The organism is Vibrio jasicida 090810c, from assembly GCF_002887615.1.
In the GTDB taxonomy this organism is placed as follows: Bacteria; Pseudomonadota; Gammaproteobacteria; order Enterobacterales; family Vibrionaceae; genus Vibrio; species Vibrio jasicida.
In genome coordinates, this window is record NZ_CP025793.1 from 858991 (window position 1) to 878185 (window position 19195).

The 19195-nt window shown below is 44.2% G+C and carries 16 protein-coding genes; 7 read left to right on the top strand and 9 right to left on the bottom strand.

All coding sequences use genetic code 11. The annotated features are described in order from the left end of the window. Positions 1-84: 84 nt before the first annotated feature. Together C1S73_RS21495 and C1S73_RS21500 are read right to left on the bottom strand one after the other, a co-directional pair. Positions 85-837: a hypothetical protein gene (locus C1S73_RS21495; RefSeq protein WP_081634738.1), complete on the bottom strand. Its 753-nt coding sequence runs from the start codon at positions 835-837 to the stop codon at positions 85-87. A gap of 92 nt (positions 838-929) precedes the next feature. After that, on the bottom strand, positions 930-1277 hold the full coding sequence (locus tag C1S73_RS21500; protein WP_009706181.1) for a helix-turn-helix domain-containing protein: 348 nt from the start codon (positions 1275-1277) through the stop codon (positions 930-932). A gap of 140 nt (positions 1278-1417) precedes the next feature. Here C1S73_RS21500 and C1S73_RS21505 point away from each other — a divergent pair, with 140 nt between their 5' ends. The 3 genes from C1S73_RS21505 to C1S73_RS21515 all read left to right on the top strand — a co-directional run bounded on the left by C1S73_RS21505 (position 1418) and on the right by C1S73_RS21515 (position 4165). Beyond that, the gene (locus C1S73_RS21505) at positions 1418-1729 is read left to right on the top strand and encodes a hypothetical protein (protein WP_038865280.1); all 312 of its coding nucleotides are present in this window, start codon (positions 1418-1420) and stop codon (positions 1727-1729) included. 718 nt (positions 1730-2447) lie between these two features. Next, on the top strand, positions 2448-3605 hold the full coding sequence (locus C1S73_RS21510) for an amino acid permease (RefSeq protein WP_038865281.1): 1158 nt from the start codon (positions 2448-2450) through the stop codon (positions 3603-3605). 236 nt (positions 3606-3841) lie between these two features. Next, a complete protein-coding gene (locus C1S73_RS21515) occupies positions 3842-4165 on the top strand; it encodes a VPA0510 family protein (protein WP_038865283.1) in 324 nt (107 codons plus the stop codon). A gap of 80 nt (positions 4166-4245) precedes the next feature. Here the strand turns inward: C1S73_RS21515 and C1S73_RS21520 are convergent, their stop codons facing one another. From C1S73_RS21520 to C1S73_RS21540, 4 genes are all read right to left on the bottom strand, one after another. After that, complete coding sequence (locus C1S73_RS21520) at positions 4246-6117, bottom strand: methyl-accepting chemotaxis protein (protein WP_038865284.1); 1872 nt, start codon at positions 6115-6117, stop codon at positions 4246-4248. A gap of 454 nt (positions 6118-6571) precedes the next feature. After that, a complete protein-coding gene (locus tag C1S73_RS21525) occupies positions 6572-7936 on the bottom strand; it encodes a YjiH family protein (protein WP_038865286.1) in 1365 nt (454 codons plus the stop codon). A 471-nt stretch (positions 7937-8407) separates the two neighbouring features. Beyond that, complete coding sequence (locus C1S73_RS21535; protein WP_038865287.1) at positions 8408-9079, bottom strand: YoaK family protein; 672 nt, start codon at positions 9077-9079, stop codon at positions 8408-8410. A 164-nt stretch (positions 9080-9243) separates the two neighbouring features. Beyond that, on the bottom strand, positions 9244-9645 hold the full coding sequence (locus C1S73_RS21540) for a GFA family protein (protein ID WP_038865288.1): 402 nt from the start codon (positions 9643-9645) through the stop codon (positions 9244-9246). Between the two features lie 149 nt (positions 9646-9794). Between C1S73_RS21540 and C1S73_RS21545 the strand changes: the two genes are divergently transcribed. Both C1S73_RS21545 and shyA read left to right on the top strand, forming a co-directional pair. After that, positions 9795-10424, top strand: coding sequence for a hypothetical protein (locus C1S73_RS21545; protein ID WP_038865289.1), 630 nt, complete (start codon positions 9795-9797; stop codon positions 10422-10424). Between the two features lie 123 nt (positions 10425-10547). Then, positions 10548-11834, top strand: coding sequence for a peptidoglycan DD-endopeptidase ShyA (gene shyA / locus C1S73_RS21550; RefSeq protein ID WP_038865290.1), 1287 nt, complete (start codon positions 10548-10550; stop codon positions 11832-11834). Between the two features lie 35 nt (positions 11835-11869). Here the strand turns inward: shyA and C1S73_RS21555 are convergent, their stop codons facing one another. The 3 genes from C1S73_RS21555 to C1S73_RS21565 all read right to left on the bottom strand — a co-directional run bounded on the left by C1S73_RS21555 (position 11870) and on the right by C1S73_RS21565 (position 15696). Further along, positions 11870-13690 carry a putative bifunctional diguanylate cyclase/phosphodiesterase gene (locus tag C1S73_RS21555; protein WP_038865292.1) on the bottom strand — a complete coding sequence of 607 codons (1821 nt, stop codon included), beginning with the start codon at positions 13688-13690 and terminating at the stop codon, positions 11870-11872. A 383-nt stretch (positions 13691-14073) separates the two neighbouring features. After that, entirely contained in the window at positions 14074-14859 is a 786-nt protein-coding gene (locus C1S73_RS21560; RefSeq protein WP_038865294.1) for an ABC transporter ATP-binding protein, read from the bottom strand. 78 nt (positions 14860-14937) lie between these two features. Beyond that, on the bottom strand, positions 14938-15696 hold the full coding sequence (locus C1S73_RS21565) for a siderophore ferric iron reductase (protein ID WP_038865369.1): 759 nt from the start codon (positions 15694-15696) through the stop codon (positions 14938-14940). A 219-nt stretch (positions 15697-15915) separates the two neighbouring features. Between C1S73_RS21565 and C1S73_RS21570 the strand changes: the two genes are divergently transcribed. Then, the gene (locus tag C1S73_RS21570) at positions 15916-16824 is read left to right on the top strand and encodes an AraC family transcriptional regulator (protein ID WP_038865296.1); all 909 of its coding nucleotides are present in this window, start codon (positions 15916-15918) and stop codon (positions 16822-16824) included. Between the two features lie 206 nt (positions 16825-17030). Further along, positions 17031-19154 carry a TonB-dependent siderophore receptor gene (locus C1S73_RS21575; RefSeq protein ID WP_038865297.1) on the top strand — a complete coding sequence of 708 codons (2124 nt, stop codon included), beginning with the start codon at positions 17031-17033 and terminating at the stop codon, positions 19152-19154. The last annotated feature ends 41 nt before the right edge of the window (positions 19155-19195 follow it).

The window sequence follows — 19195 nt, forward strand, 5'->3', positions numbered from 1 at the left end:
AGCGAGCGACTCAAACGGCTATCTACAAACAAACATAAACCCGCAGCGTGCGGGTTTAGTTCGTTTAGGGTGACGCATAAAGCACTACAGCGGGGATTCCACCACAACAAACTTACGCTCGGCTCTGAGTGGCGCAAACCACGTATTTTTGTATTTGAAATAGCTCTGTCCGTCGACGACGACCGTTTCTTTCGTGTGAGGCAATGAATCTACGATCTCTCCAAGCTTGTAAGGGCTAGGTTCAGGTTTTGTAGCCGGAACCACATGAGTGACTCGCGGCGTGTTCGAACTTGGCGAAGAAGACACAATTTGCCCTGACGATGACGCATAGTTTGACGACGTTGAAGAAGACGTCGTGATGGTGTTTCCATTCACAATCGTGTAGTTACCACTTGGCGGGTAACGGACGTAATCATAGCGGTCTCCATTCCTGCGGTAATACGAGTCTTGAACGATGGCATAGGTGATGCCTGCAAAAATGGCGAAAGTCGCTATGCCAACGAGATCGCTATGATAATAGTAATAACGTCCGCGATAGGGTGGATACCAATAACCCGGCCTCACATAGATAAACGACGAATGGTAACGCGGTGGCCTAACGACGTAAGGTGGTCGGTGGTAATAGGGTGGTCTGTAGTAGGGCGGACGGTAATAAGGTGGCCGATTATAGTGGGGCGGCTTGATTGGCCTATGAGGACGATTCACAGGGCGCAAATCGTGTTTGTTACCCGGTTGCGTGATCGGTTTTACCGCGGGTTTCACTTGCGGCTGCGCAGACAGACTTGTTGCCCCTAGCAAGCAGAGAATGGCGGTGATCATGACCCAGATGCTTCTCATAACGCTTTCCCCCATGGTTGGAGTACCGAAGCTCTAATCTTAAAGTTTAGCTCACCATAGCTTTGTTTGACTGAGGAGTCTAGGGCACGACTTTATGTTCTCGTTGAGCTTTTGCTTTCGTTGGCTTTCTGTTCTAACACCAAGAAGATCAGCTTAGTCAGCATGGATTGTGCCTCTGGTGACAGTAATCTCGCTGCTGAGGCAACATCGCTTGCAGAGATGTTACCGACCCCTCTAGCATCGAGGGCGACATCTAAATCTGTTAGGTTTAGAGCCCGCAGAATGGAGCGATATTGGGAGAGTTTTAAATCCGATTCGCCTCTCTCAATTCTTTGGTAGGTCTTTTCGCTCATCCCTGCGACTTTTGCCATTTGCTCACGCGACATACCTCTCTCTTTGCGTCGAGCGATCAGTACTTCAATCAGTGGGTCTACATGCATAGGCGCTCCTTAAAGGACAGTTTTGTCCTGAAGCACGCAATATCCGGACCAGTTTAACCACCTCGTATTTACCCAAGTTGATATAGCGATAAGAATGACGTTCCACAAAAAAATTACTAAATTTCAGTCAGTTTCAGAAAATGGAAAAATATCAGCTTTATAAATCAATTTCTGGTGAAGTAAGCATTCGCAAAATGCAATGCGTTTTAGAACAACTGCTTGCTGAGATTCGTAATCGCAGCTGCGATATTCGATTGGACGTAACCTGGCTCACACGTGAATCGCAGAAACGACTAATGAAGTACAAAGAGCTCTTCTTGCATCGAGGTTATATTGAGCAAGCAGAATTGGAGCAAACCTATGAGAACCTGAGTCCGATGGAGCGTTCAGTGGCGGATATGGGCATTGCAGCCATGACATACATTATTGATGCGTTGGATAACGAACTCTGATTCTTAGGCGACATAGTAGGTAAGCGGATATGTGCGCAAAATCATCAATTGTGCTTAGGGAACATAAAGGAATCTAATAGAAAGGATATAAATGCTGGGGAACCACTCCCAGCATTCAGAACACTCATTTACCAAAAGCTTCGAACCGTAAATCAGTGTTTAGAGGTATGTGAACCGAATCGTGTCGGTACGTAGCGAATAATAACGATATTGCTGAATCTAGGCTATGTTCTGCGATTCTAATGCCTTCCAACAAAGTGTACATTTTCATGTACACCTCAAAAATGAGCTTGAACGCTCAAGTTTCATTCGCCAATACAACAAAAGGCTAAATAACAAGCTACTTTGCAACATATCCGTTGCAATTGCCGATAGTTGTTAAAATATATGGCTATAAGATGGAGCTTTTACTTTTCAATCGTCCTATTTATGCCTTACAATCCTCCCGAACCAAATCCATTTAGCAGAGAATGGGATTGACGAAAAAGGATGTGCTGATTTTGCTTCGAACCCAAAATAAGACGTTCCGTGAATCAAAACTCTGCTCGGAAATGATTCCCCTTACACACAAATGCGCTTGCAGAGTCGAACCTGCGTGTGTTGTTTTTTGTGATCTGAATTTCAGTGACGTAAGGCGGGGACATTTCTGTTGATCGCGTTTCTAACCAAAACCGCGATAAGTGATAACTAAAACGGATTAAATTTAGAGGTATTAACCGTGAACCTAAAACTTGTCGGCAGCTCCCTGATCGTTGCAGGTACTGCTCTTGGCGCTGGTATGCTTGCTATACCAATGGTGCTTGCTCAATTCGGCCTCCTTTGGGGCACTCTTCTTATGCTGTTCATCTGGGCGGGGACAACTTACGCTGCACTTCTTCTGTTGGAAGCAAGCTGTAAAGTAGGTGGTGGCGTTAGCATGAACGCGATTGCTCGTGAAACCCTTGGTAAAGGCGGTCAGTTTGTAACGAATGGTCTTCTTTACGCCTTACTTGTGTGTTTGTTAATGGCTTACATCATTGGTGCTGGCGATCTTGTACAGAAAGTCACTGCATCAATGGGCATTCCTGTTTCTACTATTTCGAGCCAAGTTGGCTTTACTGTTCTTGTCGGTCTTATTGTATCAGCGGGTACAGGTGTCGTTGATAAACTCAACCGTGGCTTGTTTATCGGTATGATTGTCGCTCTGATTCTGACGCTTTTCTCCCTTGCTCCAAACGTATCGTTTGAAGGTCTAAGTGAAGTAGTGAACGCCGACAAAATGGCACTGATCAAGCAAAGCTCAGTTCTTTTCACAAGCTTTGGCTTCATGGTAGTTATTCCTTCTTTGGTAACCTACAACAAAGAAGCGAGTAAAAACCAACTGCGCAACATGATCATTGTGGGCTCGACGATTCCACTTGTGTGTTACCTACTATGGTTGTTTGCAGTCGTGGGTAACTTGCCACCACACGAACTTATCCAGTTCTCAAACGTGTCTGAGTTGATCTCTGTTCTCGGTCAACAGTACACCGGTCTTGAGTTCATTCTGTCTATGTTTACTGGCTTGGCCCTGCTGACGTCTTTCTTGGGTGTAGCAATGGCGCTTTACGACCAAAATGCGGACCTTCTGAAAGCAAGTAAGCCAGTAGTATTCGTGACGACGTTTATTCTGCCGTTGCTTGGCGCGGTATTTGCTCCAGAGCACTTCTTAGCGATCCTTAGCTACGCAGGCATCATCCTTGTATTCCTAGCGGTGTTTGTTCCATTATCGATGACGATGAAAGTGCGTCGTGTCCCAGTAGAAGACAACAATGTGTACGAAGCAGGTGGTGGTACGGTGGGCATGAGCGTGATCTTCCTATTCGGTTGTTTCTTGCTGTTTGCTCAAGCGGTATAAATAGACTCGCAAGCGTACAACAATCCATTTTTAAAAACCGCTTGTCCTATTTTGGGCAAGCGGTTTTTTTGTGCAGAATTGTTAGCGTTGAATCAACTATGTGTATGCTCTAACCACGACTTGATAAATCGTAATGATATTTTACTCAGAGGTGAAACTGTCTCGTCAGTGGCTGACATGGATTGTTGATGGGCTCTTTAAAATAGGCAGCAAGTTATAGAGCAAAGGGGAAAAGAGTGTCGAAGCGACTTTCTTTCACAATCGTTGGAATGATGTTTTCTTTGGGGATGTTCAGTGCTGAAGCGAGCGCGCACCCTAAACATCACCACAAGCACGGACATCATCATGGGCATCACCACCATCATCATAAGCACAGACATAAGCATAAACACAAAAAGGTTGTGGTGGTGAAGCACAAGCGACCAAAGCATCACTATTACCATTACAAACACATTCCACCACGCAGCACCTACATTCAGATTGGCAATTTTACCTACCTGAAAGTGGATGATTTTTATTACAAGCGTTCGAAAGATCGCTATATACATGTGGCCTTGTAAGAAAACAAAAAAACAGCGAGCAGTTTGGCTCGCTGTTTTGCTATTGCTTGGTGAAGATTGTGGTTCGTTAAGAGGAGAGGCTATACCGTGAATCGGTTTAAAATCTCATCTTGCTTACGAACGTCGTCATGCTGTGCTTGCATGGCTTCATTAGTGCGGTTTGCTGAGTCAGCAACTTGAGTCGATAAATCTTTTATGTTGACTGTGTTGTTGTTGATTTCTTCGGCAACCAAGCTTTGTTCTTCGGCAGCGGAGGCGATTTGCAGGTTCATGTCTGAGATGCGTTGGATTGCATCACGAATACGTTGTAATGCGCCATTCGCAAATTCAGCTTTCTCGACGGCCTCTACGGCACTAGATTTGCTTTGATGCATTGCGCTTGCAACAGAAGATGCACCCGATTGAAGCTGTTCAATCATGCTGCGAATTTCTGTAGTAGATTCTTGCGTGCGCTGTGCCAGTGTTCGAACTTCATCCGCAACAACGGCAAAGCCACGACCAGACTCTCCCGCACGTGCAGCTTCAATCGCTGCGTTTAGTGCCAGTAGGTTAGTTTGGTCTGCGATGTCGTTAATCACTTTAAGAATCGTCTCGATGTTTGCTGTCGCCGACTCAAGACCTTGCACCTCTTCGACCGCTTGGTCGATGCTATCTGAAAGCAGGTTGATCGTTTCAGTCGATTCATTTACGACGGAAGATCCTTGCACGGTCGCATCGTCCGCTTCTTTAGCCGCACTTGCTGCACCCTGCGCATTGTTAGCGACTTCTGTTGCCGTCACTGACATCTCGTGCATTGCTGTTGCGAGTTGCTCAAGTTCTTGCAGCTGAGTCTGAATCGCTACGGCGGAATCTTTCGCTCCTTCTGCGGTAATTTGAGTACCACTTAAGATCTGATCAGAAATGCTTTTCGATTCGATGATTTGATGCTGCAAGTTCTCCATAAAGGTATTGAAGCCTTTCGCGAGCTCAGAGAATTCTTGGTCAGTATTGGTGTCCAAACGTTGCGTCAAATCGCCTTTGCCTGAGGCAACCGCTTGGATGGCACTGTTCAGCTCATCAAGAGGGCGCATTAAGGTGCGGATAAGAAGAGTAAGCGCGATAATTGATGCAATTACGGCAATCAACGAGTAAATAATGGCGCTGTTACGTAGAGTATCGATTGCTGAGTAAGCAATGCTTTCATCAACAACCGCGCCCACATACCAGTTCTCACTCGGAATGTGAGTTAGGCTGACCATATACTTGTCGCCGTTCATCTCGATATGTTGAGCACCTGACGTTAGCTCGACTTGTGGGAGGTAGCTAGATAGCTTTTCACCGTTGTACTTTGCTTCTGGGTGGGCAATTGTTGTGCCATCAGCGGTCACAAGGAATAAGTAACCCGCATCGAATAGGTTTACTTGGTTGACTAAGTCAGAAAGGGTTGTTAGCTCCAAATCATAGAACATAGCTGCTAAAAACTGGCCAGCTTCGCGAACTGGGGTACCGATAGAGATGATCACTTTCTTAGAAGAAACATCCACGTAGGGATCGGTGACGACAAGCTTACCTTGTGCTTTTGCTGAGACAAACCAAGGACGAACTCGAGGATCGTAATCAGGTGTCGCTTCCCAGTTGTCATCGTTCTCAATCACGAAACCGTTATTGTCGTACGCGTAACCGATTGCCAAGAAGCTTGATTTTGGCATTTGTTTTTCAAGCACTTCTTTCACGTAGTCGTGATCCGTTGGATTAATTTCTAGAATCTCGGTCATGGATTGAGCGAGTTCTTTCTTTGCACTTATTTCAGATTCTACCGTGTTCCCCACACTAGATAGGATCTCACTCACGCTCGTGTCGATGTTTTCTTCGATCTGCGAACGAATGGTCATAACTTGTTGTGTCGACAGCAATGCCACAGTCACAAGCAATAAAATTGAGGAGGCGGTGACAACTTTATGTCTGAATTTCATACTTTCCCTCTCGAGTCTCCCGGCTGGTTTACTCTGCTTGTACCTCTTATTTATTGGGTACATTCGGCAGAAGTGAACACATTATTGTGTTTGTAATTTTGTTATCGACAGATATGTCAGAAACCTGAAGGCGATTTGTTTAATTTCTTAACAATTGCCAGATCGTGTTCAAAAGTTGTGAGATTGATCTTCTTTGTAAGACTTCGTCATTAAACTGTTAAAAACATAAGAATAGTATCATTGAGCCTTATATAAACAAGTCTGACGAGATTGTTTTTCTCATTTAAATTTATGAATTTAAAGTGATATTTATAACTTTGTGTTGAAAGTTAGATGTCTTTATATTGATTCTTGTCAGGAAGGAGGGGGCTAAGTTGGAACGGAAATAACAAAGGTGAACGACAAATACAAAAAAGGCCCCGACAATGCGGAGCCTTTGTTAAAAAATGCGATTTTAGAAAATAAGATGAGCAACACCGGCAATAACAGGAAGCGTAATCAACGTACGTAGAATGAAGATAACGAACAGCTCCACGATGTTTACCGGAATCTTACTGCCTAGAAGCAGTGCACCTACTTCTGACATGTAGATAAGCTGAGTTACTGACATCGCTGCAATCACGAAGCGCGTCATTTCATTATCAATTGAAGCCGCTAGGATCGCTGGAATAAACATGTCTGCAAAACCCACTACAATCGTTTGAGACGCAGCCGCTGCTTCCGGAATGTGCAGTAGTTCTAGGTAAGGGATAAATGGCTGGCCTAGGATTTCGAATACCGATGTGTATTCAGCAATAATCAATGCCATTGTACCTAGACCCATAACGACAGGAAGTACGCCAAAGACCATGTCGATTGCGTTATGTACGCCTTCTTTAAATACCGACTGTACAGAAGTCACTTGGCCAGCGCGTTTTAGCGCAAGGTCCATACCCCAAGAGAAAGTTGTGTGACCTGCAGGTACTGCGTCTGCGTCTTTCTTAGGCTCGCTGCCATCCATGTAGCGGTCTTTCTTTAGACTCAATGGCGGTAGGCGAGGAATGATGATAGCCGCGATAACACCTGCTAAACAGATTGCGCCGTAGAAAGGCAGGAATAGATGTTCTAATTGAACCTGAGCAAGAACAACCAAACTGAACGTGATAGATACTGCAGAGAAAGTTGTACCTACAACTGCGGCTTCACGCTGGGTGTAGAAGTTGTTTTCGTACTGTTTGCTTGTCAGCAGGATACCCACACTGCCGTCGCCTAACCAAGAAGCCATACAGTCGATTGCACTGCGACCTGGAAGGTTAAATACCGGACGCATCACTTTACTTAGTAGCGCACCGAATAGCTCAAGCAGACCAAAGTTGAGCAGTAGAGGAAGCAGTAGGCCTGCAAAAATGAATACTGCAAACAGTGTTGGTAGAAGACCAGTCAGAACTAAACCGCCAGTATTCTCTTCCCAGATCGCTTCAGGACCCACTTGGAAGAACGTCATCAGAACCGCTGCACCACCAAATAGTCGAACGATTAACCAAAGTGGGGAAGGGTTAAATAGACCGTTTAAGAAACCATTACGTAGGATTGCTGCTGGCTTAAAAATTTTGCAAAGAACAGAAGCTAGAGCCATGAAAGCGACAATTGCCGTTACGATAGCAATTAAGGTATCGCCAAGAACTGCAGGAATGACTTTTGCCATTACCGCGACAGGAATTGTCAGGCCACCATCGTAAGAAATTGGTGCCATGAAAAGTAGAAGACCGATTAGGGATGGGATGAAGAACATCCAAAAGTTGCCCTTAGGTGCTTCAGCAGCATTGGTGTTGTTATGCATGTTTTGTCTCGTGTTACTACTAGTCAATACTCGCCATATTCCATGACATAAATATTCACTAAACATCCGTATTTAATCACAGTGTGCGGAGGTTACCCGCAAACTGCATCCATTGCAATACTATTCATTAAATACATCTAGTTATTCAGCCGTTTTTATGGTCAAACTGTACTTAACTAGAATCTTGTATACGAATTTGTTGCCTGTGTTAGAAAATTGTAGCACGTGAGCCGCTGTTAACAGACTATGATGAAGCACAGTGTGACTCGAGCAATAAAAAGCCTAGCAAATGTGATTAGGATCTCAAGGCGATCACAATGCTTTCTGTTAGTAGTACTACTTAATTTATGGATTTGAAGGATAAAACACTGGTTAAGATCAGCCAGTGGCGTCTTTCAAGTAAAAGACAAATATGAAGAAAAGAATAAGAGGAGGCGGTTTAAGGCAAATGCTTAAACCGCCACAATCGCATTAAGCAGTTTGTTTACGACTAATAAGGAAAAGATAGCTCCAGTAAGCGATAGCAATGATGAAAGCCAAAATCGCTGGGAACGCTAATGCATAAAGCTCAAACGAATTAAACAGCATTGCTCCGGCAGTACCACCTAACAAGAAGCCGAAGAAGATAAAGATAAACAGCTTGGCTTTACGACGGTCAAATTGGCGACCGCGCAAGCTTTCACCAATCATAATGCCGAGATCGGTAATAATTCCGGTCATGTGTGTTGTTCGAACCACTGCTCCACTGAAGGTGGTGATCATAGCGTTCTGCAAGCCGCACGCAGCAGAAGCAAGATACTGACCATAAACATTGCCTTGAACTAGAAAGCCTAAGCTGAGAAGTAACAGGCTGCCTTCAATACAGAGTGCAACGCCGTAGCGACGGCCGAGTTTAAGTGCACTGCTTTCGATAAAGAACCCACTAAACGCTGAACCAATCAAAAAGCTAAATACGATGAAGAGCAGGTGAATAGTGCTGTCTGCATCGGTTAATAAGCTATTCCCTAGCTGAGTTACGGTTCCGGAAAGATGTGTTATCGCTTGATGTTGAAAGCCTAGGAGACCCACGGCATTGACGCAGCCTGCGAGAAGAGCAAGCAAAAACGCGCCATATTCCACCCAACGAGGAAGTCTGGAAATCACAATAAAACCTCACCAAATGTTAGGGGCAGATTATAGCGCTCATAGCGCGGAACGAAAGTACTTCTGCGAAAACTCGGTTGATCATTCTCAATAAAATCTCAACTTTTGTTGAATGCTTTTCTTGAATTTAGATTGTTTAGTACCATGTTTGTTGAAAGAGATGCTTAGCTAATGTGTTCCATAGTGCAATCAAAGCTCACCCAGCCGTGCTTTCGTTGCTCATAAATAGAGACAGTAGGCTCTGGAAACTCCTTATCGTTAAATAACCCCATAGGAATCACGGCGTACTCGGGAGTATCTGATAGCTTCAAACGCATTGTCGTGCCGCATGCTGGACAGAATTCGTATTGAACTTGATGACCTGAGTCAGCAACACGAGTATAGTTAATGACATCACCATCGAGGATGACTTGGTCTTTGTTGAAGCGGGCTTGAACGCCGAATACACTTCCCGTGCGTTTTTGGCACTCAAAGCAATGACAGACGGAAGTACGAATAGGTTCTGCGGTGCAGCGCAGTTGAACTAGACCACAGGCGCATTCACAAGAGTGGGTGATTTTTGTCATCGTTGTCCCCAATTGGTTGCTCATCAAACAGTTTAGTTTAATTTTGAAACACTTGAGTCAAATCGAACGAGTAGGCGTTGAGGTCTTCATGGGTGAATTGGTATATACTTCGAGCATAATTAAGAGAACAAGAACACAAGGAAGTCTTCATGGCTCGTAAAAGAATCTTACCCATTCCTCTCATTCTTCTTATCCCGATTGTTTTGCTTGCTGTTGTGATCATCGCTGGTATATATCGCTTCAGTCTCTCAGATGATGAGATCATGGCGAAATTCCCCCAAGTGCAGACTCAATCCAACCCAATCGTTGAAGAGGTATTGGGCATTCAGTCACGAAACCCATGGACTGTCCAAGTCCCAGAGCAAGGGGCGGTCACTTTCTTGCAAGAGTGGGACAAAGAGCATGGCTACTTAAAAGGGGATTATGATGCTGGTGCGACGAAAGGGTCTGTGCTTGTACCGACTGATTTTATTGCTAAGCGAGAGATTGGTAAGACTACATGGGTTGCCGCACCAGTGATTGTGACGACACAAGGTTCAGGGGTATTTTATTACCTGGGCTTGTTTAAGTTCGACCCCGTACCAAGTCGTGTTGTACTGATCAATAGTGTGTTTGTTGGTGATCGAATTCAAATGTCGAAACTCGAATGGAAAGACGACAAACACATATCATTGTCTTACTTAGAACACGGTGAAGATCAAGCGATGGCAGAACAACCAGAACAATTGATATCGAAGACACTCAAGCGTGTAGGTAATGACCTACATATGCAACAGTAATGAATTTTTTTGTCTTCTGTAAAAAATAAGTGTTTTCTGCGCTAGATCTCGTAATTACCTAGTGATTTCTTATGCGGGAATGCATAAGCTATGAGCCTTGTTATAAAGGAGATAGTAATTCCCGTGTCTACAAATGAAATTACAACAAGACGGTTGCCGAATCTGACAAGTCGTAAAGCGCTACTGTTGTACTCCTTGCCAGTATTAGTTGCGATTGGTGTTTCCAACTCTCTCAAAGAGTCTTCCCTTACCAAAACCATCGCTTTAAACCTGCCAGAGTCGCAGGTTGTTGAAAAAATTCTTGATGCGAAGACAGCTGTTGTTGTCACGCCACCCAATTTTGAATATCAAATCCAAGCAGGTGATAACCTGAGTACCATCTTCAGTCAATTAGGCCTCGGCTACAGTTCGCTGATGAAAGTGATGGAAACGGATTTAAACTTCCTTGCCCTTGATACGTTAAAACCTGGTAACACACTGCGTTTTTGGCGTGATGAATCGACGGGTGAACTCGATAAAATGGAGCTGCAATTCTCTATTGCAGACAAAGTGGTTTATCAACGCAATAGCGATGGTAGCTACGACTTCTCTGATATTTCCATTCCAGGTGTATGGCACCAAGAGCCTCTTGTTGGTGTGATTCAAGGTAGCTTCTCTTCTTCTGCAAATCGTTTGGGTTTAAGCTCAGCTGAAATCAGCCAAGTCGTTAACCTGCTAAAAGAGCAAGTGAACTTCGGTAAAGACTTGCGTGCTGGCGATCGTTTTGAAGTTGTGCGTCGCTCTCAAAGTATTGATGGCGTATCGACGGGTAAAAACGAAATTGAAGCGATTAAGATCTACAACCGTGGCCGTGAAGTGACGGCTTACCTTCATACTGATGGACAGTTCTACAATGCGAAAGGTGAAAGCCTACAACGTGCCTTCCAACGATACCCTGTTAGCCGCAGCTGGCGTATTAGTTCTGGCTTTAACCCGAACCGCCTACACCCAGTAACCGGCCGCGTTGCTCCTCACAATGGTACCGACTGGGCTGTGCCTATTGGTACTCCTGTAGAAGCGACAGGTGATGGTACGGTGATCATGACACGTAAACACCCTTATGCGGGTAACTATGTGGTGATTGAGCATGGCAGTAAATATAAAACGCGCTATCTGCACTTGAGCAAAATTCTGGTTAAGAAAGGCCAGAAAGTCTCACGTGGACAGCGTATCGGTCTATCCGGTAAAACGGGTCGTGTGACTGGTCCGCACCTTCATTACGAATTGATTGAATATGGTCGTCCGGTGAACGCAATGCGCGCTAATATCCCGATGGCAAGTTCGGTTCCGAAGAAAGAGATGGCAACGTTTGTAGCGAATCGCAATGAAATGGATAAGCTACTTAAAGACAAAGAGAAAGCCGTTCTCTAATTGAATAAAAAAGACCAAACATTGTTTGGTCTTTTTTATGCGCTTTTTACTTGTTTGTCGTTGATGATCGAAACCAGTTCTTCGACGCTGTGTGGTCGGGAATAGAAGTATCCTTGAATATGATGACAGCCCATCTCAATCAGCTTCTGCAATGCTCGATCGTCTTCGACCCCTTCTGCAATCAAGTCGACGTCGAGTAATTGTGCCAATTGTGCAATCAGTAAAACCACTTGCTCTGATGTGGTATTAGCGAGCATGTTGCGAACAAACGTTGCATCGATTTTAATGCTATCAATCGGGTAGTTATGGATGTAGTTCAAACTCGAATAACCCGTGCCAAAATCGTCGAGTGCGACTTTGAATCCAAGGTATCTAAGTGAGTTTAAAACCATCTGTTCTCTGCCACTTTGTGATAACAGAACCGTCTCCGTGAGCTCTATAACAAAGTCTGAAGCTTGATGATTGTATTTCTCCAATACTCTAGTTAAGTAGTTTATATAGCGATTGGAATCGACCAGCTCATAAGCAGAACAATTAACCGACAGCTTTACGGTGTAACCCAACTCTCTTTCGAGCTTTTGTTTTGCTCGGCAGGCTAGCTCAACGATGCGTTCGCCTAGTTCAATGATCAAACCGGATTGTTCAGCAGCCTCGATAAATTCGACTGGGGAGACGCCGCCATAAGTACTGCTTTTCCAACGCGCCAATATTTCAAAGTAGTCCCAACGGTCACTGGTGATATCGACAATAGGTTGAACCACTACATAGAGTTCTTCGTTTTCATCGATGCTTAAGCGTAATTGGTCTCGCAATGCTTCTATCAATTGTGTTTGACGGTGGTACAACGCGCTTAAATGCGTGTCATAGTGCTGAATTCGCGTATCACGATGCTTTTTACAGTCTTTTAGCGCCAAACTCGCGTTAAGTATCAAGTCATCGCTATTGAGCATGTGGACAGGGGCACGAGCTATACCAATGCTAACTGTGAAAGATATGCGATTGGATTTGTCGACATAGCCTGATTCTATCTTGTCCAAAATTTCCTGACATACCGCAACGGGATCTTCATCGTAAGTAATGAAGGCAAACTCATCACCTGCAACACGAAAAGCATTATTCGGAGAGGTGAGACTTTGTTGTATGGCATTGGCTGTAAACTTGATGATCTGGTCACCGATGTAATTGCCGTTAATGTCATTGATGGATTTAAAGTTATCGATGTCTAGGTAGGCAAGACTAAAAGGACGGCTAGCAAGTTGCGTTAAGGTTTCAAGTGTATCCGCTAGGCAACTTCGGTTGAGTAGGCCGGTTAAGTTGTCGTGTGAAACCTCATAACTCAGCTGGTTTAGAAGTTTGTCTGACCGTTCACTTATCCATTTTTCACGTAGGCTATGGATAATGACGTTAGAAAAAAAGCGGTGATGCTCAATGATGTTTTTTGCTTCTGATTCTCCAACCGCTCGGGTAAAGGTTGAGAGCAAAATCCCTAGCACCTCTCCAGCATGGGTTTTTAAGGGCAGTCCAATATAAGCTTGGATACCAGCATCTTGAAACATTTGGTCTTCAGGAAAGAGACGGTAGACCTCTTCTTGATAGAAGATGACTTCACCAATGTCTTGTGCCACTTTTTCACAAGGTGTACCTGCGAGCCCGTAACTGATGTTATCAGTAATGGTTCCGTCACTCGAATGAGAAAGCGTAACCGCGCAATGCTGGAGATGCGCTATCTCAACCACACATGTACAGTGGCTTTGAAATTGCTGATGAAGATCCAGCGTTACTCTATTGAGCAGAGCGCTTCCGTTCAAATTCAGAATTTCATCAATTACTTGGATACTAATTTGTTCATGATCCATTGAAGGCTTCACCCGACGTTGTCATTAACCGTATCGTGTTTCTTTTGGTTTTGTTACACGATCATTTCTCATTTAATCGATATGCATCACGTTAACTATTGTTTACTTCGTGTGATTTTTCAAATTCTGATGGCTCAAGAAAGGTATTTTTCAACTATTAGGTTAGGAGGAATTGAATCAAGCTCTCACAAAAGTGGTAGTCTTTTTGGTTGTGATGGCGTTTCTGCATTATATGACGAGTCTGAATGTAGAGTGATTTTTGAAGGAACACTCATCTCGAATGAATACAGAGAATCAATATCGAGATTAGCCTGCAGAGTTAGATCGAGTGCGTTTGTCTACAGGCATTTTGATTTTTCAGTAGATTAGCTCAATAAACTGAGCTATTCGCAGACGACCGCTACCTTCTCACTTGCGGCAGTGTTGGCTGGAACCGGGTGGTCGATCAGTCGAATCGGGGACTCATACAGTGCAGACAGTGCCTGTTCATCGAGTAACTTATCGGCGCTGCCTTCAAATGCTATCTGACCTTTCTTCAGAGCAACGATGTGTGTCGCGTAACGTAGAGCAAGGTTTAATTCGTGCAGAATCACGACCACGCCAACGTTTTCTTTTTTACTCAGCTCTGACAGTAAACCCATCAGTTGGAATTGGTGATGAACATCCAGTGCTGATGTTGGCTCATCGAGGATCAATACGGGAGACTGCTGCGCAAGCAACATCGATACCCAAGCACGCTGGCGTTCACCGCCGGATAAATCGTCTGCTAATGCCTGTGAAAACTCGACGACGCCCGTTCTCTCCATTGCTTGTTGGATGATGGATTTGTCTTCAGAGTTCCAACGACCTAACGCTCCCCGCCAAGGAAAGCGCCCTAAACGAACCAGCTCCGCTACCGTTAAGCCTGCAGAAGCAGGGAGCTTTTGCGGCAAATAAGCAATCTTCTTGGCTAGGTCTTTGCTTTTGAAGGCAGAAAGAGAGGTATCGTCTAACTTCACTGTGCCGTGGTCTGGGGCCATTTGCCCTGAGAGCAAGTTAACCAGCGTAGATTTACCAGAACCATTGTGACCAAGAACTACGGTGAGCTCATTCGTCGGAATAGAAAGTTCGTCGATTGCGAGAATGGTTCGCTCATCACGAACGATTTTGATATTTGAAAGCTGAAACATGTCAGTCCTGTCTCCGACCAATAAAGCCGCTGATAAAAGCAAATGCTCTCTGCTGCTCTGTAATAATAGATGGTGATATTAAGCGATTTTTTTGTTTTCTGGGAGCCTTGGGCAATCGTCGCAATACTTTCCAGAGTCGCATTTGTAGACTAGACAACAGCTGACTCTTATCAGCCTAAGCATCCCTGAATTAGCATCGACCTTGAGGCTGTCTAAATGACTGTCCGGTAATTGGCATGCTTCTAACCAAAGCTTGGCTTGCTCGGTGATGTAATCATTGGTTAGGCTTGGCTCATGCTGCTGCAATTTGATCAAACTGCTTAGCAGTAGATCCGCTAACAAATGGTTGGTGAACCCTGGTCGGATACGTGTCCATTCATTTATCTGACTGCGGTAAAACTCGGTGAGTGCAAGTATGGCTGCACCAGCCTGAGGTATCAGTTCCTCGGGTGAACCGTGTTGATGGTCACCGTTAAAGAAGCGATAACCTGTGACGAACTCTTTGTACCTAAATTGACCAATATTCTTGATATCAGGTAGAGAGTGGAGGCCGTAAATAGAAACGAAAGTGACATAGATGGGCTGCCAACACACTAGATCCCAAGTTCGAGTTAACCAATAAGCTTTACCAGCTTCAGAGTGATTTGCCGCTAGACCATCGTAAACGCGTTTGATTTCGATATGACTCTTATCATTGGTCATCGCGATACTTTTGCTGCTCAGAGAACCATAGCTTCCACTTAGATAAGGTGTGACCTGCTTAGAGTAAGCGAAGATTTTCTGGTGTAGAGAAGGGGCTCTCCGACGAGTAATAATATTGTGCAACTGGGAAAGCATCTTAAACCAATGAATGAGAATTAGTTGCGTTATCATAGCTAACCTTATCGAGGATAACCATACAATATGGAGCATCTCCTCGGAGTTCTTGCACGCTAAGGGAGCTATCAATTGATTATGCATTAGTCATTTTTAAGTGATAAAAGGCTCTTTAAATGATAAAAAGTATTTCTGTATCTACTATATTGTTGCCACTACCGAGATTATTAACGCGTGACTATGAACACACCTGCATTTGATCGTATCAGCCGTGTCTTGGCTTATATTCATGCGAACCTAAGCTCGACACTATCGCTAGAAGATATTGCGAAACAGAGCTGTTGGTCTCGCTGGCAGCTGCAAAGAGTGTTTCAAGCCGAGACTGGGCTTACCGTCGCAAACTACGTCAGAGAGCTTAAGTTAAGCCAAGCGGCAGAAGAACTGTTGGATAGCAAGAAGCGAGTCATTGATATCGCTCTTGCTCTCGGGTTTAATTCAGAAATTAGCTTTAGCCGCTCGTTCAAGCAGATGTTTGGCTTAAGTCCTAGTCAATATAGAAAAGCGGGCAAAAGAGCTGGGCTTCGTAAACCAATACAAGTATCGGATATGATGAGCGCAGCTGATAATGGCCCACTCAGTTTTGTCGAGGTACGCATTGATGAAAGAGAGTCATTCCTTGTTAAAGGCATCACTTCTGAAATCAGTGGTTTGTTTTCGTTGACCCAAGATTTCGCACAGAAAGTTCCTCAATTGTGGTCACGTTTAGAAGGGGAAGTAACGCTTCCAGACGCGGGTGCCTTTCAATTTATTGGCGTTGTCGATCTCACCCAGTCTTGCTTTGATGGTACCAATATTTACTACTGGGCTGGCATTGAGCTCCACGACGAGATTTCGATTCCGCAATTGCCGAGCATTATCTCTGATAAATTAGAGGTATTAACTATTCCAAAGCAAACCTACGCTGTAGTGAAACATTGCGGTCCTATTGAGAATCTTCGACATACTCTAAGCTGGTTTGTTCTTAACTGGTTGCCAAGTTCTGGTTATCGAGCCATCGATGGCTATGAGCTTGAAGTGTATCCCTTGGGTTATCGAGCTCATTCGACTGATGCGGTAATGGAATACTGGGTTCCTATTATTAAATCGTAGTCATATCCCACCTAACGCACTCTCTACAGAGCCTCTCGTTTAATAGGGCTAATTGTGCTTTTAATGAGCAACTGTCTTAGTTTTACTGAAAATAGGCCAAGTTCTTTTTGAACTTGCACCAAATTGTTAATTATCCCTTTTATAGATACATACAATGCAAATGAGATTTATTACTATTTAAGTTAAGCATTGGTACCGAGGGAATCATGACCACTCACGTTCGTTTTAAGTATTCATCACTGGCAGTTGCGTTGTTGACTGCATTTTCCACGCAGGCTTTAGCAGAAGAAGCTGTTACAGCGACAGATTCGAATATAGAAACTATCACTGTTTTAGGAAAAGCTTACCGTAATACCGCAACTAAGTCGGCACTTGAGCCAGAGGAAACGCCTCAAGGTATTACCGTTATTGATGAAGAACAGTTAGAGCAACGAGGTGTTCAATCTTTGAATCAAGCCCTTCGTTATGCACCGGGTGTTGTAACTGAAAACCGAGGTGGCTCGGTAGCAATGTTTGATTCTTACTCTATTCGTGGTTTTAATACTAATAACGTTAACTACTACGATGGCCTTTCACTTCAATTCTTGAATGGTTGGAACCTACAACCGCAGATTGATCCGATTGCGATGCAGCAAGTAGAGGTATTTAAAGGACCAACCTCTGTGCTTTATGGTGCGATGCCACCGGGTGGTATGGTGAACATGATTGCTAAAGCCCCGCAAACCGAATCATCGACTAAGGTTGGCGTGGCAACAGGCTCTCGCAATCTACAAGAAGCTTCTATCGACACAACAGGCCAGTTTGGTAACAGTGATTTTTCTTACCGTTTGATCGCACTTGCTCGCAAACAAGATAGCCAAGTTGAGAATGCAGAAGAAGAACGATACCTCATTGCACCTTCAGTGGACTGGCAGGTAACGGACAGCACACTAATCAACTTTAACCTTTACTACCAAAACGATCCTTCAATGGGCATCAACTCGGCAATGCCGTTAGATGTGCTGAAAGCAAGCGATCCATCTGTTTCTATGGGTGACAAGAACTGGAGCACGTTTGAGCGTGAAGTTCTTATGGTCGGCTATAAAATCAACCATGAGTTTAATAGCAACTGGACATTCCTACAGAATGCTCGCTATACCGATGCATCTCTGTACCAAGAAAATACTTACCATGTGAGCTACGACCCAAGCACACCAAACCAATTGGCTCGAGCTCTATACTCAACAGATGAAAGCTTTAAAGGTTTTGTTATTGATAACCAATTGAGTGGTATTGTTGACGTTGGTTCAGTAGAGCATAACTTATTGCTTGGTATCGATTATCAAGACCTAGACGGTAATGTTAACTACTCATCTTACAGTGCGAATGGCAGTGGCTTTAATAGCTTTGACCCATTAAATCCTAATAATGATTTACTGGATCGTAGTGATGTGACTAAGACGGGTGAATATCTGGATGATACGACGTCAAGTCAGTTGGGTTTTTATGTTCAAGACCAAATTCGTCTAGACGCATTGGTGCTGATTGCAGGTGGACGATTTGACCACTACAAATCAGAGAGTGATTACTACGCCCATGAGTCTGATCATAAGCAATTTACTTACCGTTTAGGTGGCTTGTATCAGTTTGACAATGGGCTTGCACCATTCGCAAGTTACGCGACGAGTTTTGAACCAGCTCCAGGCGTTGATAAAGCGGGTAATGAATTCGACCCAGAGACGGCACAACAAGCAGAGATTGGTGTGAAATACCTGTCTGACGATATGTCCAAAGAAGCAACAGTTTCTTTATTCCATATTGTTAAGCAAGACATGTTGATGACCGATCCTAACGACGTTTATGGCCCTAGAATCCAAGTCGGTGAAGTAGTGTCGCAGGGTGCTGAACTATCAGGACGTTGGTTTGCGACAGAAAACTTTGATATTGCGGCTTCATACACGTATGTCGATATGGAAATTACCGAAGACTCTAGCAACGGTTTAGAAGGTACGACGCCAATCTATGTACCTGAGCACACAGCTAATATGTGGGCTAACTACAACGTATTTAACGGCATGTTAGCGGGCTCTCGATTTAGCGTAGGTGCTCGTTACGTTGGTGAGATGCAAATGGATGCGAGTAATACACAAGGGAAAGTTCCTTCATACACTTTAGTCGATTTATCTGTTGGCTATGATCTGGGTGAAGCAAGTGAAACGCTATCTGGCGCGACAGCTAACCTAGCCGTGAACAATATCTTCAACGAAGAATATTACGCGTGTTACGATCAATCGAACTGTTGGTTTGGTGCCGAGCAGTCAGTTGAGTTAAGCGTAAACTATGAATTCTAACTAAGTTAGCGCTCCCAATTTTAAAGCAGCCTTTTCTGGGC

Excerpts from the sequence above, each read along its gene's own strand:
- C1S73_RS21495 (WP_081634738.1), bottom strand. The coding sequence starts at position 837 with ATGAGAAGCATCTGGGTCATGATCACCGCCATTCTCTGCTTGCTAGGG.
- C1S73_RS21555 (WP_038865292.1), bottom strand. The coding sequence starts at position 13,690 with ATGGATCATGAACAAATTAGTATCCAAGTAATTGATGAAATTCTGAAT.
- C1S73_RS21505 (WP_038865280.1), top strand. The coding sequence starts at position 1,418 with ATGGAAAAATATCAGCTTTATAAATCAATTTCTGGTGAAGTAAGCATT.
- C1S73_RS21500 (WP_009706181.1), bottom strand. The coding sequence starts at position 1,277 with ATGCATGTAGACCCACTGATTGAAGTACTGATCGCTCGACGCAAAGAG.
- C1S73_RS21570 (WP_038865296.1), top strand. The coding sequence starts at position 15,916 with ATGAACACACCTGCATTTGATCGTATCAGCCGTGTCTTGGCTTATATT.
- C1S73_RS21565 (WP_038865369.1), bottom strand. The coding sequence starts at position 15,696 with ATGCTTTCCCAGTTGCACAATATTATTACTCGTCGGAGAGCCCCTTCT.
- C1S73_RS21560 (WP_038865294.1), bottom strand. The coding sequence starts at position 14,859 with ATGTTTCAGCTTTCAAATATCAAAATCGTTCGTGATGAGCGAACCATT.
- C1S73_RS21520 (WP_038865284.1), bottom strand. The coding sequence starts at position 6,117 with ATGAAATTCAGACATAAAGTTGTCACCGCCTCCTCAATTTTATTGCTT.
- C1S73_RS21545 (WP_038865289.1), top strand. The coding sequence starts at position 9,795 with ATGGCTCGTAAAAGAATCTTACCCATTCCTCTCATTCTTCTTATCCCG.
- C1S73_RS21525 (WP_038865286.1), bottom strand. The coding sequence starts at position 7,936 with ATGCATAACAACACCAATGCTGCTGAAGCACCTAAGGGCAACTTTTGG.
- C1S73_RS21540 (WP_038865288.1), bottom strand. The coding sequence starts at position 9,645 with ATGACAAAAATCACCCACTCTTGTGAATGCGCCTGTGGTCTAGTTCAA.
- C1S73_RS21575 (WP_038865297.1), top strand. The coding sequence starts at position 17,031 with ATGACCACTCACGTTCGTTTTAAGTATTCATCACTGGCAGTTGCGTTG.